Source organism: Streptosporangium sp. LJ11 (assembly GCF_051918945.1).
Lineage (GTDB): Bacteria > Actinomycetota > Actinomycetes > Streptosporangiales > Streptosporangiaceae > Streptosporangium.
The window spans coordinates 266,666-288,185 of sequence record NZ_JBPXMB010000009.1; the positions used below are offsets into that span (position 1 = coordinate 266,666).

Genomic DNA, 21,520 nt, shown 5'->3' on the forward strand with positions numbered 1-21,520 from the left:
GGGATCCCGCCGGCGGTGGCCTGGCTCGGGCGTACCTCCACCGACGATCAGCAAGATCCCACCCTGTCCCTGCCCCGGCAGCTGCGCGGCTGCCGGGACGCGTTGCCGAACGGCGCCCCGATCGTCGCCCATTTCTACGACGTCGAGTCCGGGCGGACGAATCCGGCCGCCCGGGGCCGCGACAACGCACACGAGGCGTTCGACGGTCCGGGAGCTTTCTCCGGACCGGGTTCTTGCTGTTCAGGCGCCTACTTCAGGAGCTGGCGGGCCATCACCATGCGCTGGATCTGGTTCGTCCCCTCGTAGATCTGAGTGATCTTCGCGTCGCGCATCATGCGCTCGACCGGGTAGTCGCTGGTGTAGCCGTACCCGCCCAGGAGCTGGACGGCGTCGGTGGTGATCTCCATGGCGGCGTCGGAGGCGGCGCACTTGGCGGCGCTGGAGAGGAAGGTGAGGTCCTTCTGCGGCTCGCCGTGCATGGCCAGCTCGGACCTGGCCGCGGCGGCGTAGGTGAGCTGGCGGGCGGCCTCCAGCTTCATGGCCATGTCGGCGACCATGAACTGGACACCCTGGAACTCGGCGACGGCCTTGCCGAACTGCTTGCGCTCCTTGACGTAGCCGATCGCGTAGTCCAGCGCGCCCTGGGCGATGCCGAGCGCCTGGGCGGCGATGGTGATGCGGGTGTGGTCCAGGGTGGCCAGGGCGGTCTTGAAACCGGTGCCGGGCTCGCCGATCATCCGGGACGCGGGGATCCGCACGTTCTCCAGGATGACCTGGCGGGTCGGGGAGCCCTTGATGCCGAGCTTGCGCTCCTTGGCCCCGAAGCTGACGCCCTCGTCGCCCTTCTCCACGACGAACGCGGAGATGCCCCTCGCCCCGGCGCCCGGCTCGGTGACGGCCATCACCGTGTAGTACTCCGACACCCCGGCGTTGGTGATCCACATCTTGGCGCCGTCGAGCACGTAGTGATCGCCGTCGAGGACCGCGCGGGTCTTCATGGCGGCGGCGTCGCTGCCCGCCTCGGCCTCCGAGAGCGCGTACGAGAACATCGCGTCGCCCCGCGCGACCGGCGTGAGATAGCGCTGCTTGAGCTCCTCGGAGGCCGAGAGCAGCAGCGGGACGGTGCCGAGCTTGTTGACGGCGGGAATCAGCGAGGACGAGGCGCAGGCCCGCGCCACCTCCTCGATGACGATCACCGTCGCGAGGGCGTCGGCTCCGGCACCGCCGTACTCCTCGGGGATGTGCACGGCGTGCAGATCCGCCGCGACGAGCGCCTTGTAGCTGTCCGCCGGGAACTCCGCCGTCTCGTCGGCCTCGGCGGCGCGAGGGGCGATTTTCTCGTCGGCGAGGGCCCGGACCGTCTCGCGGAGCATCTCGTGCTCCTCGGGCAGTGCGTAGAGAGGGTAGCTCATGGGCAAATACTAGGACGTCCAACAAAACCTGGAGCGCTCCACCCCATGTGATATGTACTCCGGCGTTTGCGCAGGTGGCAAAGTGGAAGCGCCAGATGCCGGTACCCTGTCGGCAAAGAATTGGGCAGAACCGAAAGGAGCACCAGTGGCCTACCGCCTGACAATGGTGGGAACCGGATACCTCGGTGCGACGACGTCCGCATGCATGGCCGAGCTGGGCTTCGAAGTCCTCAGCCTCGACGTGGACGCGGAGAAGATCGACCGCCTGCGGGCCGGCGATCTGCCCATCTACGAGCCGGGTCTGCAGGAGATCCTGCGGCGCAACCTGGCCAACGGCCGGTTGCGCTTCACCACCTCGTACGAGGAGGCCGCGGCCTTCGGTGACGTGCACTTCCTGTGCCTGGGCACCCCCCAGAAGCCGGGAGAGTACGCGGCCGACGTGTCCTACCTGGACGCCGCGATCGAGTCGCTCGCCCCCCACCTGGACCGCGAGTGCCTGATCGTCGGCAAGTCGACCGTCCCGGTCGGCACCGCGCAGCGCCTCGCCGACAAGCTGGCCCGGCTGGCACCCATCGGCGTGGGCGCCGAGCTGGCCTGGAACCCGGAGTTCCTCCGGGAGGGCTTCGCGGTGAAGGACACCCTGCACCCCGACCGGATCGTGCTCGGTGTCGCCTCCGACAGGGCCGAGAAGATCATGCGGGAGGTGTACGCCTCCATGCTGGAGATGGGCACCCCGATGGTCATCACCGACTACCCCACGGCCGAGCTGGTCAAGGTGGCCGCCAACGCCTTCCTCGCCACGAAGATCTCCTTCATCAACGCGATGGCCGAGGTCTGCGAGGCCGCGCACGCCGACGTCAAGCAGCTGTCCCTGGCGCTGTCCTTCGACGACCGCATCGGCGGCAAGTTCCTGAACCCCGGCCTCGGCTTCGGCGGCGGCTGCCTGCCCAAGGACATCCGGGCCTTCATGGCCAGGGCCGGCGAGCTCGGCGCCGACCAGGCGCTGACCTTCCTGCGGGAGGTCGACGCGATCAACATGCGCCGCCGTGCCCGCATGGTCGACCTGGCCCGCGAGCTGGCCGGGGGCTCCTTCCGGGGCTGCACGGTCGCGGTGCTCGGCGCCGCGTTCAAGCCCAACTCCGACGACATCCGCGACTCGCCCGCCCTGGACGTCGCCGTCAAGATCAGCGAACAGGGTGGCCGGGTCACCGTCTACGACCCCGTCGCCCAGGAGAACGCCCGCAAGGCCCATCCCGGGCTCTCCTACGGTGCCTCCGCCCTGGACGCGGCCAAGGACGCCCACGTCGTGCTGCTGCTGACCGAGTGGCAGGAGTTCATCGCCATGGATCCCGAGGAGCTGGGTTCCGTGGTGGCCTCCCGCAAGATCGTCGATGGTCGCAACGCCCTCGACGCCGAGACCTGGCGGGCCTCCGGCTGGCACTACCGCGCCCTGGGCCGCCCCTGAGCCGGCCCGCCCTCGCGCACCGAGCCGTTCGTTCGCGCACCGCGCCTTTCGCGCGTCCCTGGACATGACAACGGGTTCCCGGTCGATACCGGGAACCCGTCGGGTAAGCGTCGACTTCTCAGGGACACATCGGTCACCGTGACCTTCTCACGTCACCGACTCCAGACCTCACCGGACCTCACCAGTGGTCCCAGCGATACCAGCGACGCCAGCGGCGACGACGGCGACGGCGATGGCGCCAGTACGGATCGTGGGCGGGCCAGCCCCCTCCCGGGAACATCGAGATACCCATGAGGACGCCCCCTTTCGCAGTAATCTCGCGGATATGACAATTACTACGATATGGGACATACCGCCACAAAAAGGCCTAATCGCTTCTAAGTTAGCTATAGAACGTTTTTGAGGGTTATTACGGTAAGACCGATCCCGTTGTGACGAATGCGAGTCACCTCGCGAAACCACTTCTTCCTGTGCGTTCGACAAAAGGACCTTTACCCTGGCGAGAAACCGGCGGCCGGGAGGGTGAACCCCGTGGGCGCCGCGTCTTTCGCCAGGTCGGCCCGGTACGCGACCCGATCGCGGCCATCGGGGAAAGTCCCCGGAGACGCCCGGTGAGAAGGCCCCCGTACCCTAGGGAGGCCTTCTGCCCGTCCCGGTCCCGCCCGGTCAGTTGTCGAACTCGCCGAGCTTCACGCCCCCGACGAAGGCGTCCCACTCCGAGCGGGTGAAGAACAGCTTCGGCCCGTCGGGATTCCTGGAATCGCGCAATACGTAAAGAGAGCCCGAACCGGCCTTGTGACCCTCCGCGGGAGCGTCGACCACGGCCACCTCGACGCAGTTGCCGCCGTCGTCCCCCTCTGGAGTCGCCCTGCGCCAGACGGCCTTGCTGAGGTCTGCTTCCACGTCGTCTCACCTTCGCTGTGTCGGCGGTCGCCCGGTGGGCGGAGTCTTCGAGCGGATCGCCCCGTGACGCCGGCATGCCCTCGCACGGCCCGGGGGTGACCCGTGAGATGCCCTCCGGCGACGGCTCCGCGAACGGCATCGGGCCCCACGGATGGCACCGGGGCTTCACGAACGGCACCGGCTCCATGGACGGCGGCGGCTCCATGGACGGCGGCGGCTCCACGAAGACAGTATCCGGACCGCCCGCGACGTCCGCAACGACAAAAGCGCCGGGCGCGTGCCCAGCGCGGCGACCCGTCCGGCAGACCGCGCGGCGTCAGCGGCGACCGAGCCTCACGACGCCGGAGGCGGCCACGGAACTCGTCCGGGCGTACGAGGCCGGAGGCGCAGGGGCCGGCGCCGAGGTCAAAGGTCCCAGGGGCTAGCGCGCCGACACGGAACTCACCGCGGAGTCGACGGGCTTGCCGCCCTCACCCGCGCCCAGACTTCCCCACACCGCCAGCACCGCCATCGTGAGTCCGAGGACGGCGCGGATAGCGTTCCTCATGATTCTCAACCTCCAAGATATTCGAAGATTTTCCCCTTCCCCTCGCGCCCTCATCTATCCGCGATGCCGTCAAGCCATCGGTCAAAAGTGGTGATATCAGGCGCCGAGCTGGGCGGCCTCGGCCCGAAGTCTCGCGCCCTTGGCGTGGGCCTGCTCCTTGAGAGCGAGCTGGAACGCCTCCATCTTCCCCCGCAGCCCCTCGTCGGCGGCGGCGAGGATCCGCACGGCCAGCAGGCCCGCGTTGCGGGCGCCCCCGACGGCGACGGTCGCGACAGGGACCCCCGCTGGCATCTGGACGATCGACAGGAGAGAGTCGAGGCCGTCGAGATACTTCAGCGGGACGGGGACACCGATCACCGGCAGCGGGGTCACCGACGCGAGCATGCCCGGCAGGTGAGCGGCTCCCCCGGCACCCGCGATGATCACCTTCAGTCCACGCCCTGCCGCCTCCGCGCCGTACGCGATCATCTCCTCGGGCATGCGGTGCGCGGAGACCACGTCGGCCTCGAACGCCACCCCGAACTCGGCCAGCGCCTCGGCGGCGAGTTTCATCACCGGCCAGTCGGAGTCGCTGCCCATGACGATGCCGACGGTGGTCATCACTTCTCCTTGCCTCGCGGCCCCGGGGCCGCGCGCGTTCGCGGTGGTGCCGTGGTCCACGCCGGTGCGGGGATTCTCGGCGGTCCGGTGCCTTCGAGGCGCCGGAAGAACGGACCGGCCGGTCCGCAGGCTCAGGTGTATCTTCCCTCGGTGAGGTAGACGGCGGCGTGCCGGGCACGCGCGCGGACCTCGTCCAGGTCGGTGCCCATCGCGGTGACGTGACCGATCTTGCGCCCCGGCCGCACCTCCTTGCCGTAGAAGTGGACCTTGATTCCCGGATCGTGGGCCATCACGTGCTCGTACCGGGAGAAGATCTCCGGGTCGTCACCACCCAGGAGGTTGGCCATCACCACCACGGGGGCGGTCGGCGCGGGCGACCCGAGCGGGAGGTCGAGGACCGCGCGCAGGTGCTGCTCGTACTGGGAGGTGCGGGCCCCGTCGATCGTCCAGTGGCCGCTGTTGTGCGGGCGCATGGCCAGCTCGTTCACCACCAGCCCCGAGGAGGTGGCGAACATCTCCACGGCCAGCAGCCCGGTCACGCCCAGTTCCTTGGCGATGGTCAGGGCGATCCGCTGGGCCACCGCGGCCCACTCGGGGTCGAGGCCGGGAGCGGGGGCGAGCACCTCGACGCAGATGCCGTCGCGCTGGACGGTCTCCACCACCGGGTAGCTGACGCCCTGCCCGTGCGGCGACCTGGCGACCAGCACGGCGAGCTCCCGCTCGAACGGCACGAACCCCTCGGCCATCAGCGGCACGCCGGAGGCCAGGACCTCGGTCGCGTCGTCCGCGGAGCGGCAGACCCAGACGCCGCGCCCGTCGTAGCCGCCCCGGACCGCCTTGAGCACGACCGGCCAGCCGTTCTCCGCGGCGAACTCCTCGACGTCGGCGGCCGTCTCGACCCGCCGCCAGGGCGGGCAGGGCACGCCGATCGCGGTCAGCCGCTCGCGCATCACGGCCTTGTCCTGGGCGTGGACGAGCGCGCCGGCCCCGGGGTGCACGGCGAAGCCGTCCTCGGCCAGGGCCCGGACGTGCTCGGTGGGCACGTGCTCGTGGTCGAAGGTGACCGCGTCACATCCCTTGGCGAGATCGCGCAGGTCGGCCAGGGACCGGTAGTCGCCCAGACGCACGTCGGCGATCACTCGGGCGGCGCTCTCGTCGGGCGAGTTTGCCAGCACCCGCAACTCGATGCCGAGGGCGATGGCCGCCTGCTGTGTCATCCGGGCCAGCTGGCCCGCTCCGATCACGCCGACGACGGGTCCGATGGGACTGGCCAAAGAAGGGCTGCTCACAGCGGTTAAGTTTACTGTCACGCGGTACGGGACCAGGCGGCGGGCGGATGGCAGGCGGCCGGCGGGCGACCTGCCGGGGCGCGCGGAGGGACCCGCCCGGACTCGAGGGCGACCTGCCAGGACACCCGTGGAGGGACCCGCCCGGACCCGAGAGCGACCTGCCGGGACCCGCGAAGGGGCCTGCCGGCGACCGGGAGCGGCCGTCCGGAGGCGCTCAGTCCGCCGTGAGGGTGGCGAGGCCGCGGCGCAGGGCGGTCGTGGCGAGCGTGGAGCCGCTGCCGCCGATCGCGGTGGCGACGAGCACGACCTCGGTCCCGGTCAGCTTCGCGGTTCTGGTCCTGCCGGTGAAACCGCGCAGGTCGGCCCTGCCGTAGAGGGGGCGGGCCAGGGAGGAACGGCCCGGACGGGCTCTCTGCCGGTATTCGATCTCCAGGGCGTGGATGACCAGGGCGCCCCCGGTGGGCAGCAGCAGCGCGCGCTGAGGGCCGACGAGCAGGCGGACGTCGGCGGTGAGGCGGTCGGGCCGCACGCTCAGCGGCCGCCTGACCAGATCGTCGAAGAGATCCCGGACCGGGTCGCCCTTGGGAAAGGTCACCCCGCTCACCCCCACCGGGTCGGTCAGGTAGGTCAGGTAGCGCTGCGGCACGAGACGGGCCTTGACCCCCGCGTCGGGGTCGTCGGCGGGTACCGCGCCCTCGGTCGGCTCGCGGATCTCGCCCAGGATCGGGATGGGACCGGCGCCGAGCCGCCACTCGCCGTCCTCCTGGAGGAACAGGAAGTAGGCCGGGTCGGGCTCGCGGGCCAGGGCGACGAACCAGCGGTCCTGGCCGGCGACGCCGGGCAGGTACAACTCCACGTCGGCGTAGGACTTCCTGGCGGGGGCTGGGCGGCCGTTCCGGGTCGCCTCGCAGGCACGACCGCCCAGCGCTCTCTCCGCCCAGGTGGTGAGCCTCTCGACGGTCGCGCAGTCCCGGTCGCGCCAGGCCTTGTCGAGCCTTCCCAGCAACGCGAAGGCCTTGGACGCCTCGGCGAGCTCCACCCCGGCGGACGCCTCGCGCGACGGGCCGGTCTCGGGGGTGGTACCCGGCGTGTCGCTCCGCGCGCCGCAGCCGGTCATCATCGACAGACCGAGGATCAAGGCGAGGAGTCGGCGGCGCAAGGGTTGATCCCCGGGGTAGTGGCCGTCGCGTACGGCAGTCCGTCTGGACCGATCACGGGAGGTGAAAGTTTCAGGGACTTCCCGTGGTCAGAGAGATCAGCGTAACGCCAATACCCCCTATTTATCCGGTGTTATGCGACATTTGCCGAAAACGCCCCCGCTGGTGGCTATGGACATCAACGGGTCAACCTCGCGCGGATCACGCCTCCTCACCGGTAGCCTGGCCCGAAGAGTGTTCGAGGTCATCCGACGCGGCGGATCAGCAGCCGACCCCCGAAAGGACCGTGCAGGAAACGTGGAGTTTCTCCGACACGCCTACCAGCGGCTCGCCGAGCTGGCGCGAGAGCTGGCGAAGTTCGGGACGATCGGCGCGGTCGCCTTCGTGATCGACACCGGTGGCACCAACCTGCTGAGGTTCGGCGTCGGCTTGGGACCGCTCAGCTCCAAGGTCTTCGCCACGATCGTCGCGGCCACCTTCGCCTACCTCGGCAACCGCTACTGGACGTTCAGGCACCGGGAGCAGAGCGGCCTGGCCCGCGAGTACTTCCTGTTCTTCGTCCTCAACGGCATCGGCCTGCTGATCTCGCTGCTGGTGATCGGTTTCGTGACCTACACCCTGGGTCTGCAGGACGCGCTGAGTTACAACATCGCCCTGCTCACCGGCACCGCCCTCGGCACCCTGTTCAGGTTCTGGTCGTACAAGAAGTGGGTCTTCCTGCCCGGCACGCCGCCGGACGGGCCGGTCGAAGCCGTCCCCGGCATGCCACCGAGCCGGCCGGCGACACCGAACAGCCAGGTCAACGGCCACATGTATCTCCTGAACAAGACCTCGGAGGAGAACGCGCCGCCCCACGGCCCGCGTTAGCCCCACACGCCCCCGGCCGACGTCGGTACGTCGCCCCCGGCCCCGGTCGGCGCATCCCCCGCACGCGGCCGAAGACCACCGCGCCCGGAGCCCCGGCGGGAACGCTCAGGCGGGAGCGCTCAGGCGGGCCCGCGTACGACGCGGTTCCTGCCCGGCTCGCCCACCTGGCGCAGGAAGAACGCGAACGTCGCCGGGCGCGCCCGTACGAGCTCCAGGCGTCCACCGTCGGCGGCGGCCAGCGCCCTGGCGAGGGGCAGGCCGAGACCCGTGCTGCCGCGCCCGCTCACGTTCCGTTCGAAGACCCTGGGAGCCAGGTCGTCGGGAATGCCGCTCCCCTGGTCGGCGACCTCGATCACGATGGACCTGTCCCTGGCGCTGGTGGTCACCGTCACCGTGCCGCCACCGTGCTCCAGCGAGTTCTCCAGCAGGGTGGAGATCACCTGGCCGATGCCGCCGCCGGTGCCCAGCGCCTGGAGGCCGCGCGTGCCGGCCAGGCTCAGCCGCCGCCCGGCCCTGCGGAACGCCGGACCCCACTCGATGAACTGCTGATCGAGCAGCACGTCGAGCTCGACGACCTCGGACTGCGCCTGACGCTGCCGTCTGGCGGTGGCCAGCAGCTCGTCGATCACAGCGGTGAGCCGCTCGGCCTGCACGATGGCGGCCTCGCCCTCCTCCTTCACGATCCCCGGCTCGTCGGCGGCGGCGACGATCTCCTCAAGTCTCATGGTCAGGCCAGTGAGCGGGGTACGGAGCTGATGGGAGGCGTCGGTCGCGAACTCCCGCTCCCTGGCCAGGAGGTCGGAGATGCGGGTCGCGCTGCGGTCGAGCACCTCGGCCACCCGGTCGAGTTCCTGGATGCCGTAACGGTGCTTGCTCGGTCTGGCGTCACCGGACCCGAGCCGCTCAGCGATCATCGCAAGGTCGCTGAGCGGTAACGTCAGGCGGCGCGACTGCACGATGGCGAGCCCGACCGCGACCGCGAGGGCAGCGGCGGCTAGTCCCAGGATGAGGAACAACCACGCGCGGACCTCACGCTCCACTCCCGTCTTGTCCCGGCTGACCGCGACGTACACGCCGTTCTCCGACTGCGCGTCCTCGGTCATCTTCTGGCTCTCGGGGGGCTCGGTGCCCACCGTTATCACCTGGGGAGGAGTCCCCTTCGCGTAAATCTGGATGTAGAGATCGGAATACTTGCGTTCCAGCTGTTGCTCGTCGACGGGCTGGTCCTGGATCCGGGCGTACTCGACCTCCCCGAGCAGGCTTTTGGCATGGGAGGAGAGTTCCTGGGTCGCCTCCTCCTCGATGAGCCGGTTGACCGCCACACCGAGGGGAATGCCGAGCAGCAACACCCCGATGACCGCGACGAGGAGAGTTGAGGAGAGCAGACGGCGGCGCATCTCCTACTCGCGCTCGAACCTGAAGCCGACTCCTCGAACGGTGGTGATGTATCGGGGCTTGGCGGCGTCGTCACCGAGTTTCCGGCGTAGCCACGAGATGTGCATGTCCAGGGTCTTGGTCGACCCCCACCAGTTGGTGTCCCACACCTCGCGCATGATCTGCTCTCGGGTAACCACCTTTCCGGCGTCGCGGACCAGGACCCTCAGCAGGTCGAACTCCTTTGTGGTCAGATGCAGCTCCTTGTCTCCCATCCACGCGCGACGGGAGTCGGCGTCGATGCGCACGCCCTGGACAACGGGCGTCTCGGATGTGCCGCGCCGCAGCAGCGCGCGGACGCGCGCCAGCAGCTCGGCGAGGCGGAACGGCTTGGTGACATAGTCGTCGGCCCCGGCGTCGAGGCCCACCACCGTGTCGACCTCGTCGACACGGGCGGTGAGGATCAGCACGGGAGTTCCGTGGCCTTCGGCGCGGATGCGCCGGGCCACCTCCAGGCCGTCCATCTCGGGCAGGCCCAGGTCGAGAACGATCAGGTCGATGCCACCTGACAGCGCCCGCTCCAGAGCCTGCGGGCCATCAGGGCTCACCTCTACTTGATAACCCTCGCGGCGCAGAGCTCGCGCCAGTGGCTCGGAAATCGAGGTGTCATCCTCGGCGAGTAGTACACAGGTCATGTTGCGATCGTAGGACCTTAGGGGATCGTTTCCCGGGTACAGCGCGCGGTTTGACTCGTCGTTGACCTATCCATTGACCTGGGCAAACACTGATAAATCCCGGATAGTCATCCCGCAACGGCCGAGGGCCGCGGAGTAGGTCTCCCGCATTGGAAGTCCCTGGAAAGCACAGGCTCACCAAAGGATCGACCGACAAAACAGAACACGCCCTACCAGAAGGGATCTGGCGGGCGTGTTCTGCTCGATTCACGTCAGGAGGCCGACGGCGGCTCGGCGTAGCGAGCGAGGTAGAGCTGCTCTCCCAGACTCCCGATGAGACCGAGCTCGGTCTCCAGGTAGTCGATGTGGCGCTCCTCGTCCTCGAGGATCTCCTCGAACAGGCGGGCCGAGGTGGCGTCGCCCTTCTCCCGCATCAGGATGATGGCCGGCTTCAGCCGGGTGACCACCTCGAGCTCGACGTCCATGTCGGCGCGAAGCTGCTCGGCGACGGTCTGGCCGATGTGCAGGGTGCCCAGCTTCTGGTAGTTGGGCAGTCCTTCGAGGAAGAGGATGCGATCGGTCAGCTTCTCCGCGTGGCGCATCTCGTCGATGGACTCTTCGCGGGTGTATTTGGCCAGCCTGGTGTATCCCCAGTTCTCCTGCATCTTGGCGTGCAGGAAGTACTGGTTGATCGCGGTCAGCTCTGCGGTCAGCTGCTCGTTGAGCAGTTCGATGATTTTCTTGTCGCCCTGCATGGCGAGCTCCTCGTGCTATGCGGTCGGCATTAAATCTTCGGACCGCTTTAGGATCGCACAGATTTTGCGCACGCAAGAAGCGCAGTCGCCACCGGCACCCGTGGCATCGCGGATCTGGCGCGCGCTCTTGGCCCCTGCCGAGATGCAGTCGTGCACCTCGTTCTCGGTGACCGCGCGGCAGACGCATACGTACACGGGGGTGCGACCTTTCTGAAGACTATCATAGGTTAGGCACACCTAAACTAACTCATTTGGTTAGGCTTGCCTATGTGAACTAGGACACAAAGCCTTAATACCTCCGTCCCAAACACGAATCTCCCGTCTGGGAAACCCCATCCCGGCGTGCGGAGACACCCCGGGCGGCCCAGGCCGCGCCCCGCGGACACCTCGCCGGTACGGGGCCGATACGGACCCGCGCGAGTACGGGACACACCCGCCGAAACACGCGAACGCGCCCCGGCGAAGGCCGGGGCGCGTGATCGGGCCGAGCGCGGTGAACCGCGGGTCAGTGGCCTCTGGCCAGCCACTCCTCCAGGTGCCCCGCCTCCGCGCCGATGGAGGTCGAGGCGCCGTGACCGGTGTGCACGGCCGTCCCCGGCGGCAGGGCGAGCAGCCGCCCCTTGATCGACTCGATGATCGTGTCGAAGGAGGAGAAGGACCTCCCCGTCGCGCCGGGACCGCCTTTGAACAGGGTGTCGCCGGTGAAGACCGCGCCGATGTCCGCCCCGTACAGGCAGACCGCACCCGGAGCGTGACCCGGCGTGTGCAGCACGGTCAGCTCGATCCCCCCGGCCGAGAGCACCTGCCCGTCCTCGAGCGGGGTGTACGGCAGGTCGGTGTAGACCATCTCCCACAGCACCCGGTCGGCCGGGTGGAGCAGGATCGGCGCGCCCGTCCGCTCGGCGAGATCGGCCGCCGCGTCGATGTGGTCGTTGTGCGCGTGGGTGCAGACGATGGCCTTGACCTCGCGGTCACCGACCCGCTCGGCGATCGCGGCGGCGTCGTGCGCGGCGTCGACGACGAGGACCTCGCTGGCCGAGCCGACGATCCAGACGTTGTTGTCGACGTCCCACGTCCCGCCGTCCAGCGAGAACGTACCGGAGGTGACGACCCTGTCGATCACAGGATCACCACCGAGCGCAGGACCTCGCCGCGGTGCATCTTGGCGAAGGCGTCCTCGACGTCGCCGAGGCCGATCGTCTCGGAGACGAAGCGGTCGAGGTCGAGCCGCCCCTGGAGGTAGAGGTCGATGAGCATGGGGAAGTCGCGGCTGGGCAGGCAGTCGCCGTACCAGGAGGACTTCAGCGCGCCGCCGCGGCCGAAGACGTCGAGCAGCGGCAGCTCCAGCGTCATGTCCGGGGTGGGCACCCCGACCAGGACCACGGTGCCGGCCAGGTCGCGGGCGTAGAAGGCCTGCCGGTAGGTCTCGGGGCGGCCGACCGCCTCGATGACCACGTCGGCGCCGTTGCCGCCGGTGAGCTCCTTGACCGTCTCGACCACGTCGGAGGTGCGGGAGTTGACCGTGTGGGTGGCGCCGAAGTCCTTGGCCCAGTCGAGCTTGCGGTCGTCCACGTCCACCGCGATGATCTTCGAGGCGCCCGCCAGCCTGGCCCCCAGGATGGCCGCGTCGCCGACGCCGCCGCACCCGATGACCGCCACGCTGTCGCCGCGGGTCACCCCGCCGGTGTTGATGGCGGCGCCGAGGCCCGCCATCACGCCGCAGCCCAGCAGCCCGGCCACCTGCGCCGGCGCCGCCGGGTCGACCTTGGTGCACTGCCCGGCCGCGACCAGGGTCTTCTCGATGAAGGCGCCGATGCCCAGGGCCGGGCTGAGCGGCGTGCCGTCGGCCAGGGTCATCTTCTGGGTGGCGTTGTGGGTGTTGAAGCAGTACCAGGGGCGGCCCCGCAGGCACGCCCGGCAGTCGCCGCACACGGCCCGCCAGTTCAGGATCACGAAGTCACCGGGGGCGACCTCGGTGACGCCCTCGCCGACCGCCTCGACCACCCCGGCCGCCTCGTGACCGAGCAGGAAGGGGAACTCGTCGTTGATGCCGCCCTCGCGGTAGTGCAGGTCCGTATGGCAGACGCCACAGGCCTGGACCGTCACCACGGCCTCGCCGGGGCCCGGATCGGGCACGATAACGGTCTCTAGCGAGACGGGCTCGCACTTGCCACGCGCGACCACGCCTTGCACGGTGTACGGCATGTCCTGCACCTCATCTGTCATGGTTTCGACCCTCGCGGGCCCGCTTACCGATTGAACGGTCCTGGGGCGCCCAGCCTCAATGATTACCAGCCCGGCGCAACACGTACGGCTGCACGACCCCCAGGCCGCGGGCCGGCCGCCGGCGGATCCGGCCGACCTCGACGCCGGGCGTGTCCTTCAGCGCCTCGGCCAGCCTGTCGTCGGCGATGACGCTGCCGGGGCGGGCGATGGCCGTGAGCCTGGCCGCCAGGTTCACCGTCGTGCCGAAGACGTCGCCCATGATCGGCAGCACCGGGCCGTACGCCAGCCCGATCCGCACGTCGGGTCCGTACTTGCGGATCGCGCCGACCAGGTCCAGGGCGATCACCGCGGCCGTCCGCGGGTCGGCGGCGGTGAAGAACACCTCGTCACCGAGTGTCTTGACCATCCGCCCGCCGTGCTCGGCGACGACGTCGGAGGCCCGCGACTCGAAGCCCTCGACCAGCTCGGCCAGGCCCCGCTCGTCCAGCTCGCGGGAGACCCGGGTGAAGGAGACCAGGTCGGCGAAGCCCACCGCGAGGGTGAGCCGGGCCGGCACGATCTCGTCGGTGATGTCGGCGAGCGTCAGCAGGCGGGTCCCGGCGGCGGCGAGCTGGGCGCGCCAGACGTGCACCAGCATCTGCTCGAAGTCGGGGAGCAGCCGACGCGAGGTCTCCATGACCGCCGTCAGGTCCTCGTCGGTGGGCCGGCGGCCGGGGTCGATCATGGCGCCGATCATGATCTCGGCCTGCCACTGGGCGAGCCTCGCCGTCGTCTGGCCGAGTGCCCTCGCCATCCGGATGACGGTCTGGTCGTCCAGCAGGCCGCCCTCCATCATCACCCGGACCCGTTCCAGCACGGCCACGTCCGCGTCGGTGAAGGCCACGGTGTCGTCGGGGAGCGTGGCGAACCCCAGCGCGCGCCAGATCCGCTCGGTGAGCTCCTGCGGCAACCGGGCCAGGCTCGCCACCTGGATCCGCGTGTGGCGCGGCGGGGCGCCGACGAAGAGGCGCTTGATCTGCTCGGCCGTCGGGCGTCCGGCGGGAACCTCCGTCTCGTCCCCGCCCTCCCCCAGGCCCAGGAGGTCAGGCCCCATGGGTCACCGCCCGCCGGGTTCCGAGGGCTCCCCGTCCGCCGCGTCGTCGATCGCGCGGAACAGCTCGGCCCGCACCTCCTGGATCCGGGGAATGTCCCGCAGCGTGATCCGGCCGTGGTCGCCCGCCGACTCGACGACCAGCGTGCCGCAGCCGAAGAGCCTCTCCAGGAGGGTCTGGTCGGCACTGACCGTGTTCACCTTGGTCATCGGGATGTCGTCGACGGACGTGTTCAGCACCCCCGTGCCGATGGTGAACCGGTGCGAGGTGAGGACGTACGAGGTGTTCTTCCAGCGCAGGTACGGGATGAACGACCACACGGTCAGCAGGCCGACGGCGACTACGGCCACCGCGACGAGCGCCTGAAACCGGTACTCGAAGTCGGGCATGAAGAAAAGAGCGGCGCCGGACCCCACGATGATCAGGATCAACGCGAGGAACGGGCCGATAAGTCGCTTCCAGTGAGGGTGGAACGACCTGATCCGTCGCTCCCCCTCCGTCATGTGATGATCGGGTAGACCCATGGGGCAAATCGTGGCACGCCTTCATGCCCCACGTCATGAGCTGTGAGGTCGAACATGCACGACGTCGCCCGCGCTGAGCGCGTGCTCCTCCCCCTTGGAGCCGACGAGCAGGCGCCCGGCGCGGTCGACACCGGTGGCGGTGCCGGTGAGCACCCGCTCGCCGGGCAGCTCCACCCTGACCTCCCGCCCGACCGTGGCACTGATCGCGAGGTAGGCGGCCCGCAGGCCGCAGGCCTCGACGTCGCCGTTCGCCTCCGACCACTCGCGGTAGTGGGTCTCGATCTCCCGCAGCATCGCGCGCAGGATCGGATCGCGGTCGACGCAGGCGGCCTCCTCGATGGCCAGGGAGGTGGCGGTCTCCACCGGCAGTTCCTCGGGGCGCACGCTCACGTTGAGCCCGACGCCCACGATCACCGCGCTGTCGATCCGCTCGGCGAGCACCCCGGCGAGCTTGCGCTCGCCGATCAGCAGGTCGTTGGGCCACTTGAGCCGTACGTCGACCTCGGCGACCTTCCGCACGGCCGACGCGACCGCCAGGCCGACGAGCAGGGGCAGCCACCCCTGCTCGGACATGGGCGGGTCGGGACGCAGGAGGATCGAGAACGTCAGGCCGGAACGTGGCGGGGCGCTCCAGACGCGGCCGAGCCTGCCACGTCCGGCGAACTGGGACTCGGCGACGACGACGGCGCCCTGCCGCGCGCCGTCGCGGACGGCGTGCGCGAGGTCGGCGTTGGTCGATCCGGTCCTTTCGACCACGGAGATGCCGGACCAGAGTCCACCGGGACGGACCAGCGCGCGGGTGAGCGCCGCCTGGGAGAGCGGCGGGCGGTCGAGATCAGTGAAGGGCGAGTCGAGCACTTAGCCATCTTGCCTCCACTAACGACCCCCTGTTACCGAATTAATCCAATGACCAGGGAATACTGTTGTCGAAGTCTGGGGCGGCGGGCAAGGTCCGGCTTTCGGTCGGGGTGAGAACCCGTTCAGGCGGCGGCGAAAAGAGATGTTGACATCCTCCCCCTCGTGCACGAGGGGGGTCCCCACGGTCGCCCGCGAGGGTTCCTGCTTCATTGCCGGTCGCCCGCCAAAGAGGACTCTCCTTGAGGTCTTACACCAGCTCCACAGGCGTTTCAGCTCTCCGCCAGCCCGGCGGCGAGCACGTTCTTCGCAGCGTTCACATCACGGTCGTGGACCGCGCCGCAGGCACATGTCCACTCCCGGACGTTCAGCGGCATCTTCTCCTGCAGCGTTCCGCAGGCCGAGCACAGCTTGCTCGACGGGAACCAGCGGTCCACGGCCACCACGGTGCGCCCGTACCACTGGGCCTTGTACTCCAGCATGGAGCGCATCTCCCGCCAGGAGGCGTCCGAGATTGCCCGTGCCAGACTCCGATTCTTTACCATGTTACGGACGGTCAGGTCTTCCACGGCGATCACTTGGTTCTCGCGAACAAGCCGTGTGGTGACCTTATGCAGATGATCGCGGCGGCGATCGGCGATGCGGGCGTGAACGCGGGCGACCGCGAGTTTGGCCTTCTGCCGGTTCGCCGAACCCTTCTCTTTGCGGGCGAGGTCGCGCTGAGTCTTGGCCAGCTTGCGCCGGTCGCGGCGTTCATGACGCGGGTTGACGATCTTCTCTCCGGTGGAGAGCGTGGCCAGCGCGGTGATGCCCACGTCCACGCCCACGTTCCGCGTCACGGGCGGGAGAGGGTTGATCTTCTCCTCCACCAGCATGGAGGCGAACCAGCGGCCCGCCGCGTCCTTCGACACGGTGACCGTGGACGGCTCCGCCCCCTCGGGCAGCGGGCGCGACCACACGATCGCAAGCGGCTGATCCATCTTCGCCAGCGTCAACCGGCCGTCGCGCCAGCGGAATGCCGACCGGGTGTACTCAGCGCTCAACCGCGACTTCTTGCGGGACTTGAACGTCGGGTACTTCGCACGCTTGGCGAAGAAGCTCGCGAACGCCGTCTGAAGGTGCCGCAGTGCCTGCTGCAACGGGACCGACGACACCTCGGACAGGAAGTCGTAGTCGCCGCCGCGCTTCCACTCGGTCAGCTTGGCCGACGACTCCACATAGGAAACGCGACGGCCTTGCAGGGTGTAGGCGCGGGTGCGCTCTTCGAGGGCCTTGTTGTAGACCAGGCGGACGCAGCCGAACGTCCGGGCAAGCTCTTCGGCCTGCTCGGGGGTCGGGTGGAAGCGGAACTTGTAGGCTCGCTTAACTGTCTGCGCCATTTCTTACATTCTACCGCATGATTGGCTAAGAATCGTGCGTATGTTCGATACGGCGGTTGCCTGGCGGCGAATCGCCTGCCCAGGTCCTGCTCCGCAGGGGTCCGGTTCCTCCCCGCCTAAAAGGCGGGGGTTTCCTTGGAGGTAACTGATGATGAGCAGACATATCCCCGCCCGGAACGACGCCGACGCGGAAGACGCTCCGGGCTCAGAGGTGAATCCGGGCTTCGAGGCGGTGGAGGTCGTGCGGAGGCCGGGGCCCACCACCCGGGCGCGGGTCGGGCAGATGCGGGCGGGGACGATCCATGAGCGCAGGGACGACCTGGCCACCGAGGAGCCGCTGGAGATCCGCGTCCAGGCGGGCGAGGAACGCCGCACGGTCGCGATCACCATGCGCACCCCCGGCCACGACTTCGAGCTGGCCGCCGGATTCCTGTACGGCGAGGGCGTCGCGGCACCGGCGGACATCGCCTCCATCGCCTACTGCACCGACGAGGACGTGCCGCCGGAGGCGCGCTACAACACGGTGACCGTGCGGCTGCGCGGCGGCGGGCTGCCCGACCTGCCCTCGCTCGACCGGCACTTCATGACGTCGAGCGCGTGCGGCGTCTGCGGTACCGCCAGCCTCGACGCCCTGCGCGGCCGCTGCTCTCCGCTGCCCGGCCAGGAGGACGTGCCCGTCTCCCCCGAGGTCCTGTACGGCCTTCCCAGCAGACTGAGAAGCGCCCAGGGGATCTTCGGCAAGACCGGCGGGCTGCACGCGGCCGGCCTGTTCACCGCCGGGGGTGAGACCCTCGCGGTCCGCGAGGACGTGGGGCGGCACAACGCGCTGGACAAGCTGGTCGGCTGGGCGATGATGACCGGGAGGCTGCCGCTGGGCGGGCACGTGCTCATGGTCAGCGGGCGGACCAGTTACGAGATCATGCAGAAGGCCCTCGCCGCGGGCCTGCCGGTCGTCTGCGCGGTCTCCGCGCCGTCGTCCCTCGCCGTCGACCTCGCCAGGGAGTTCGGGATGACGCTGGTCGGGTTCCTGCGCGAGGAGCGATTCAACGTCTACGCGGGGGCGCACCGCATCGGCCGCTGAGCCGGCCGCACCGCTTCTCGAACGACCCCGTCCCGGCCGCCCCGCCCGAGAGACCCCGTAGCGGCCCCTGAGCCGCCCGCTCCGGCCCTCGAACGTCCACCTCGGCACCCTTAGTCCACTTCCATCCAGAATCACCCATATTGGATCCTGGGGAGCCGTCTCCGTCAGCCGGGGAGCCGTTTGGCCATGAAGACGACATCGCGCGGGCCGGACTCCCGGCGCTCGGTGATCTCGTACCCGAGGCGCCGGTAGAGGGCGATGTTCGACTCCATGCGGGCGTGGGTGTACAGGCGCAGGGCGTCGAGGCCCGCGGCGCGGGCCCGTTCCTCGGCGAAGGAGAGCAGGCGCCTGCCGAACCCCCGGCCGTGCAGGCCGGGAGCCACCGCCACGTTGTCCACCAGCAGCACGCCCTCTTCGGGGACCAGCACGATCAGCCCGGCGATCCCGGCGTGCCCGCCCTCTCCGGGAAGCCCGCCCGGAAGGTCCAGCACGTGCAGGCGACCGGCCGCCACGTGGGCGGCGTAGTCGTCGTCCATCGGCCGCGGGCGGACCCCGATGAGGTCCGCCCACGGCCGGTAGGCCGCCTCGACCAGGCTCTCCACGGCCGGGAGGTCCCCGGGCCCCGTCTCGCGGATCATCCGGTGTTCTGCAGGCCCGCGGCGACGCCGTTGACCGACAGGAGCAGCAGCGTGGACAGCCGCTCGCGCTCGTCCTCCGACAGCCCCTCGTCCGCGCGGAGCCTGGACAGGGCGCGCAACTGCAGGTGGGAGAGCGCGTCCACGTACGGGTCGCGGAGCTGCACCGCGCGGGACAGGACCCTGCGGTCCTCCAACAGGCGGGTGTGGCCGGTGATCTCCAGGACCAGCCGGCGCGTGAGGTCGTACTCGGTCAGGACCTGCTCGACGAAGTCGTCCCTGGCGCCGAGCGCGAGGTAGCGGGCGGCGATGTCGCGGTCGGTCTTGGCCAGCGACATCTCCACGTTGTCCAGCAGCGAGGCGAACAGCGGCCACTCGCGGTAGGCGGCGCGCAGCTCGTCCAGGCCCGCCTCGGAGATCACCGCCTCCAGGCCGCTGCCCAGGCCGTACCAGCCCGGCAGGTTGACCCGGGTCTGGGCCCAGGCGAACACCCACGGGATGGCCCGCAGGTCGTCCAGGGACCGGGGCGCGCCGAGGCCGCGCCGGGCGGGGCGGGAGCCCAGGCGGAGCGAGCCGATCTCCTCCAGCGGGCTGACCAGGGAGAACCACTCGGGGAAGCCGGGCGCCTCGGTCAGCCGCCGGTAGGCCTTCTCCGAGGCGGAGGCGACCCGTCCGGCCACGCCGCGGAAGCGCCCCGCCGCGTCGGCCGTACGGGCCTCGATGGACGGGGTGGAGGCGAGCAGCACCGCCGAGGTGACCTGCTCCATATGGCGGCGGGCGATGGCGTCGTGACCGTAGCGGGCGAAGATGACCTCGCCCTGCTCGGTGACCTTGAACCTGCCGCCGACCGATCCGGGGGCCTGCGCGAGCACGGCCCGGTTGGCCGGGCCGCCGCCCCGGCCCAGGGCGCCGCCCCGGCCGTGGAACAGCGTCAGCGGCACATCGTGCTCGGCCGACCATGCGGCCAGCGCCTCCTGGGCCTCGTACAGCTTCAGGGTCGCGGCGGCCGGGCCGAGCTCCTTGGCGGAGTCGGAGTAGCCGAGCATGACCTCCAGGCGCCGGTCGGCGGCGAGCCTGGCCTGCACGGCCGGGATCTCCAGCATCCCCGACAGGACCGCGGGGGCGGCGGCCAGGTCGGCGCCCGACTCGAACAGCGGGACCACGTCGAGCAGCGGCGCCCGGTCGCCCATCGCGTGAGCGGCCAGCGCGTGGACGGCGGCGATGTCGTCGGCCGAGCGGGTGAAGGAGACGACGTAGCGGGAGCAGGCGGTCACCCCGAACCGCTCCTGGATCCAGGCGATCGTGCGGATCGTGGCCAGGACCTCCTCGGTCCGCTCAGAGGTGCGCCCGGCGGCGATCTCCTCCAGCGCGGCGGCGTGGACCTGCGAGTGCTGGCGGACCTCCAGCTCGGCCAGGTGGAAGCCGAACGTCTCCACCTGCCAGATGAGGTGCTGCAGCTCCCCGTACGCCTGCCGGTTCGCCCCGGCCTCGACCAGCGAGTCCTGGGCCGTCCGCAGGTCGGCCAGGAGCTGCTCCGGCGAGCGGTAGGCCAGGTCGAGGCCGCGCTGGCGGGTGGCCGCGATGCGGGCGGCGACGAACATCAGCCACTGCCGGTGCGGCTCCCTCGGGGAGCGGGTGGCCATCTCCGAGACCACGTCGGGGTGGTCGTTCACCGCGCTCGACAGCGCGGCCCGCAGCCCGGCGGAGGCGGGGGTGTAGTCGGCGGTGAGGGTGAGGGAGCGGCCGATCCTGAGCGTGGCGTTCTCCAGGGCGATCAGCACGTGCTCGGCCTGGATGAGCACGGCGTCCCTGGTCACCTTGGAGGTGACGTTCGGGTTGCCGTCGCGGTCGCCGCCGATCCAGCTGCCGTATCTGATGAAGGCGCGGGCCCGGGGCTTGCCGGTGCCGGCCCCTCCGCCGAGCGCGGCGTCCAGGGCGCGGTAGACCTGCGGGACCACCCGGAAGAGGGTCTCGTCGAAGGCCGCCATCGCGGTGCGCACCTCGTCCAGCGGGTCGAGCTTGGTGGACCTGAGCTGGGCGGTCCGCCACAGCAGGTCGATCTCCTCCAGCAGCCGCCGCCGGGTCTCCGCCCGCTCCGCCGCGCCCCTGTCGGAGCTGTTGTACGCGGCGAGCTGGCCGCTGATGCGCTGGATCGCGGTGACCACGGCGCGCCTGCGGGCCTCGGTGGGGTGCGCGGTCAGCACCGGGTGCAGGCGCAGTCCCTCGACCAGGTCGGCGACCTTCCCGTCGCCGAGTTCCTGGACGGCCTGGGCCAGGGACTCGGGCAGCGGCTCCTCGCCGGTGTCGCGGACCCGGAGGATGCGGATCCTGAAGTGTTCCTCGGCCAGGTTCGCCAGGTGGAAGTAGCAGGTGAACGCGCGGGCGATCTGCACCGCGCGGTCGATCGGCCACTCGGCCACCATCGCGGTGATCTCGTCGACCGACACCTGCTTTCTGCGGGCCCCGATGACGGCCTTGCGCAGCCGTTCGACATCGGCGAGCAGGTCATCGCCGCCATGCTCGGCGATGACCTGCCCCAGGAGCTCACCGAGCAGTCGCACGTCCGCGCGCAGCTCGTCGGGCATCTCGGTGACAGCGGAGGAACGCTCTGCCTGATGGGACACGGTGGCGGGCATGCCCGCCAGCGTACCCAGTCCGTTTTGTCGAACGGAGACCGGTCTCACCC

At 70.0% G+C, this 21,520-nt stretch carries 21 protein-coding genes and 1 pseudogene; 4 read left to right on the top strand and 18 right to left on the bottom strand.

The features are described 5' to 3' along the window. Positions 1-15 precede the first annotated feature (15 nt). On the top strand, positions 16-306 hold the full coding sequence (locus ACTOQ3_RS16070; RefSeq protein WP_440084170.1) for a hypothetical protein: 291 nt from the start codon (positions 16-18) through the stop codon (positions 304-306). On the opposite strand, the gene ACTOQ3_RS16075 is transcribed toward ACTOQ3_RS16070, so the two are convergent. Next, positions 249-1,412 (bottom strand): acyl-CoA dehydrogenase family protein, encoded by a 1,164-nt coding sequence (locus ACTOQ3_RS16075; RefSeq protein WP_440084171.1) that lies wholly within the window; start codon positions 1,410-1,412, stop codon positions 249-251. The two genes, ACTOQ3_RS16070 and ACTOQ3_RS16075, sit on opposite strands and share 58 nt — an antisense overlap. A gap of 163 nt (positions 1,413-1,575) precedes the next feature. Here ACTOQ3_RS16075 and ACTOQ3_RS16080 point away from each other — a divergent pair, with 163 nt between their 5' ends. Further along, entirely contained in the window at positions 1,576-2,877 is a 1,302-nt protein-coding gene (locus ACTOQ3_RS16080; protein WP_440084214.1) for a UDP-glucose dehydrogenase family protein, read from the top strand. A 666-nt stretch (positions 2,878-3,543) separates the two neighbouring features. On the opposite strand, the gene ACTOQ3_RS16085 is transcribed toward ACTOQ3_RS16080, so the two are convergent. The 5 genes from ACTOQ3_RS16085 to ACTOQ3_RS16105 all read right to left on the bottom strand — a co-directional run bounded on the left by ACTOQ3_RS16085 (position 3,544) and on the right by ACTOQ3_RS16105 (position 7,375). Further along, positions 3,544-3,780 carry a DUF397 domain-containing protein gene (locus ACTOQ3_RS16085; protein ID WP_440067540.1) on the bottom strand — a complete coding sequence of 79 codons (237 nt, stop codon included), beginning with the start codon at positions 3,778-3,780 and terminating at the stop codon, positions 3,544-3,546. 421 nt (positions 3,781-4,201) lie between these two features. Further along, positions 4,202-4,327, bottom strand: coding sequence for a hypothetical protein (locus ACTOQ3_RS16090; protein WP_440084172.1), 126 nt, complete (start codon positions 4,325-4,327; stop codon positions 4,202-4,204). 96 nt (positions 4,328-4,423) lie between these two features. Further along, positions 4,424-4,927: a 5-(carboxyamino)imidazole ribonucleotide mutase gene (purE, locus tag ACTOQ3_RS16095; protein WP_440084173.1), complete on the bottom strand. Its 504-nt coding sequence runs from the start codon at positions 4,925-4,927 to the stop codon at positions 4,424-4,426. A gap of 131 nt (positions 4,928-5,058) precedes the next feature. Then, complete coding sequence (locus tag ACTOQ3_RS16100) at positions 5,059-6,144, bottom strand: 5-(carboxyamino)imidazole ribonucleotide synthase (protein ID WP_440084215.1); 1,086 nt, start codon at positions 6,142-6,144, stop codon at positions 5,059-5,061. 286 nt (positions 6,145-6,430) lie between these two features. After that, positions 6,431-7,375, bottom strand: a complete 945-nt coding sequence (locus ACTOQ3_RS16105; RefSeq protein ID WP_440084174.1) for a hypothetical protein — start codon at positions 7,373-7,375, stop codon at positions 6,431-6,433. A 295-nt stretch (positions 7,376-7,670) separates the two neighbouring features. On the opposite strand from ACTOQ3_RS16105, the gene ACTOQ3_RS16110 reads away from it, so the two are divergent. Further along, positions 7,671-8,240, top strand: a complete 570-nt coding sequence (locus ACTOQ3_RS16110) for a GtrA family protein (protein WP_440084175.1) — start codon at positions 7,671-7,673, stop codon at positions 8,238-8,240. A gap of 119 nt (positions 8,241-8,359) precedes the next feature. On the opposite strand, the gene ACTOQ3_RS16115 is transcribed toward ACTOQ3_RS16110, so the two are convergent. From ACTOQ3_RS16115 to ACTOQ3_RS16160, 10 genes and pseudogenes are all read right to left on the bottom strand, one after another. After that, positions 8,360-9,637: an ATP-binding protein gene (locus tag ACTOQ3_RS16115; RefSeq protein WP_440084176.1), complete on the bottom strand. Its 1,278-nt coding sequence runs from the start codon at positions 9,635-9,637 to the stop codon at positions 8,360-8,362. A gap of 3 nt (positions 9,638-9,640) precedes the next feature. Next, positions 9,641-10,309, bottom strand: coding sequence for a response regulator transcription factor (locus ACTOQ3_RS16120; protein WP_012888073.1), 669 nt, complete (start codon positions 10,307-10,309; stop codon positions 9,641-9,643). A gap of 251 nt (positions 10,310-10,560) precedes the next feature. Then, positions 10,561-11,043, bottom strand: coding sequence for a bacterioferritin (bfr, locus tag ACTOQ3_RS16125; RefSeq protein ID WP_362679010.1), 483 nt, complete (start codon positions 11,041-11,043; stop codon positions 10,561-10,563). A gap of 15 nt (positions 11,044-11,058) precedes the next feature. Continuing rightward, complete coding sequence (locus tag ACTOQ3_RS16130; RefSeq protein WP_440084177.1) at positions 11,059-11,280, bottom strand: (2Fe-2S)-binding protein; 222 nt, start codon at positions 11,278-11,280, stop codon at positions 11,059-11,061. A gap of 268 nt (positions 11,281-11,548) precedes the next feature. After that, a complete protein-coding gene (locus tag ACTOQ3_RS16135) occupies positions 11,549-12,166 on the bottom strand; it encodes an MBL fold metallo-hydrolase (RefSeq protein ID WP_440084178.1) in 618 nt (205 codons plus the stop codon). Beyond that, positions 12,163-13,248 carry an S-(hydroxymethyl)mycothiol dehydrogenase gene (locus ACTOQ3_RS16140; protein WP_440084216.1) on the bottom strand — a complete coding sequence of 362 codons (1,086 nt, stop codon included), beginning with the start codon at positions 13,246-13,248 and terminating at the stop codon, positions 12,163-12,165. Before ACTOQ3_RS16140 ends, ACTOQ3_RS16135 begins: the two co-directional genes overlap by 4 nt. Before the next feature lie 76 nt (positions 13,249-13,324). Further along, positions 13,325-14,362, bottom strand: a complete 1,038-nt coding sequence (locus ACTOQ3_RS16145) for an adenylate/guanylate cyclase domain-containing protein (RefSeq protein WP_440084179.1) — start codon at positions 14,360-14,362, stop codon at positions 13,325-13,327. A gap of 3 nt (positions 14,363-14,365) precedes the next feature. Beyond that, entirely contained in the window at positions 14,366-14,884 is a 519-nt protein-coding gene (locus ACTOQ3_RS16150; protein ID WP_440084180.1) for a PH domain-containing protein, read from the bottom strand. 33 nt (positions 14,885-14,917) lie between these two features. Continuing rightward, entirely contained in the window at positions 14,918-15,742 is an 825-nt protein-coding gene (locus ACTOQ3_RS16155) for a biotin--[acetyl-CoA-carboxylase] ligase (protein WP_440084181.1), read from the bottom strand. Between the two features lie 183 nt (positions 15,743-15,925). After that, positions 15,926-17,118 (bottom strand): annotated as a pseudogene (locus ACTOQ3_RS16160) (RNA-guided endonuclease InsQ/TnpB family protein); the annotation flags it as partial. A 148-nt stretch (positions 17,119-17,266) separates the two neighbouring features. On the opposite strand from ACTOQ3_RS16160, the gene fdhD reads away from it, so the two are divergent. Continuing rightward, positions 17,267-18,199, top strand: a complete 933-nt coding sequence (gene fdhD, locus ACTOQ3_RS16165) for a formate dehydrogenase accessory sulfurtransferase FdhD (RefSeq protein ID WP_440084182.1) — start codon at positions 17,267-17,269, stop codon at positions 18,197-18,199. A gap of 164 nt (positions 18,200-18,363) precedes the next feature. On the opposite strand, the gene ACTOQ3_RS16170 is transcribed toward fdhD, so the two are convergent. Together ACTOQ3_RS16170 and ACTOQ3_RS16175 are read right to left on the bottom strand one after the other, a co-directional pair. Beyond that, positions 18,364-18,837, bottom strand: coding sequence for a GNAT family N-acetyltransferase (locus ACTOQ3_RS16170; RefSeq protein ID WP_440084183.1), 474 nt, complete (start codon positions 18,835-18,837; stop codon positions 18,364-18,366). Next, positions 18,834-21,470 (bottom strand): phosphoenolpyruvate carboxylase, encoded by a 2,637-nt coding sequence (locus ACTOQ3_RS16175; protein ID WP_440084184.1) that lies wholly within the window; start codon positions 21,468-21,470, stop codon positions 18,834-18,836. Before ACTOQ3_RS16175 ends, ACTOQ3_RS16170 begins: the two co-directional genes overlap by 4 nt. Positions 21,471-21,520 lie beyond the last annotated feature (50 nt).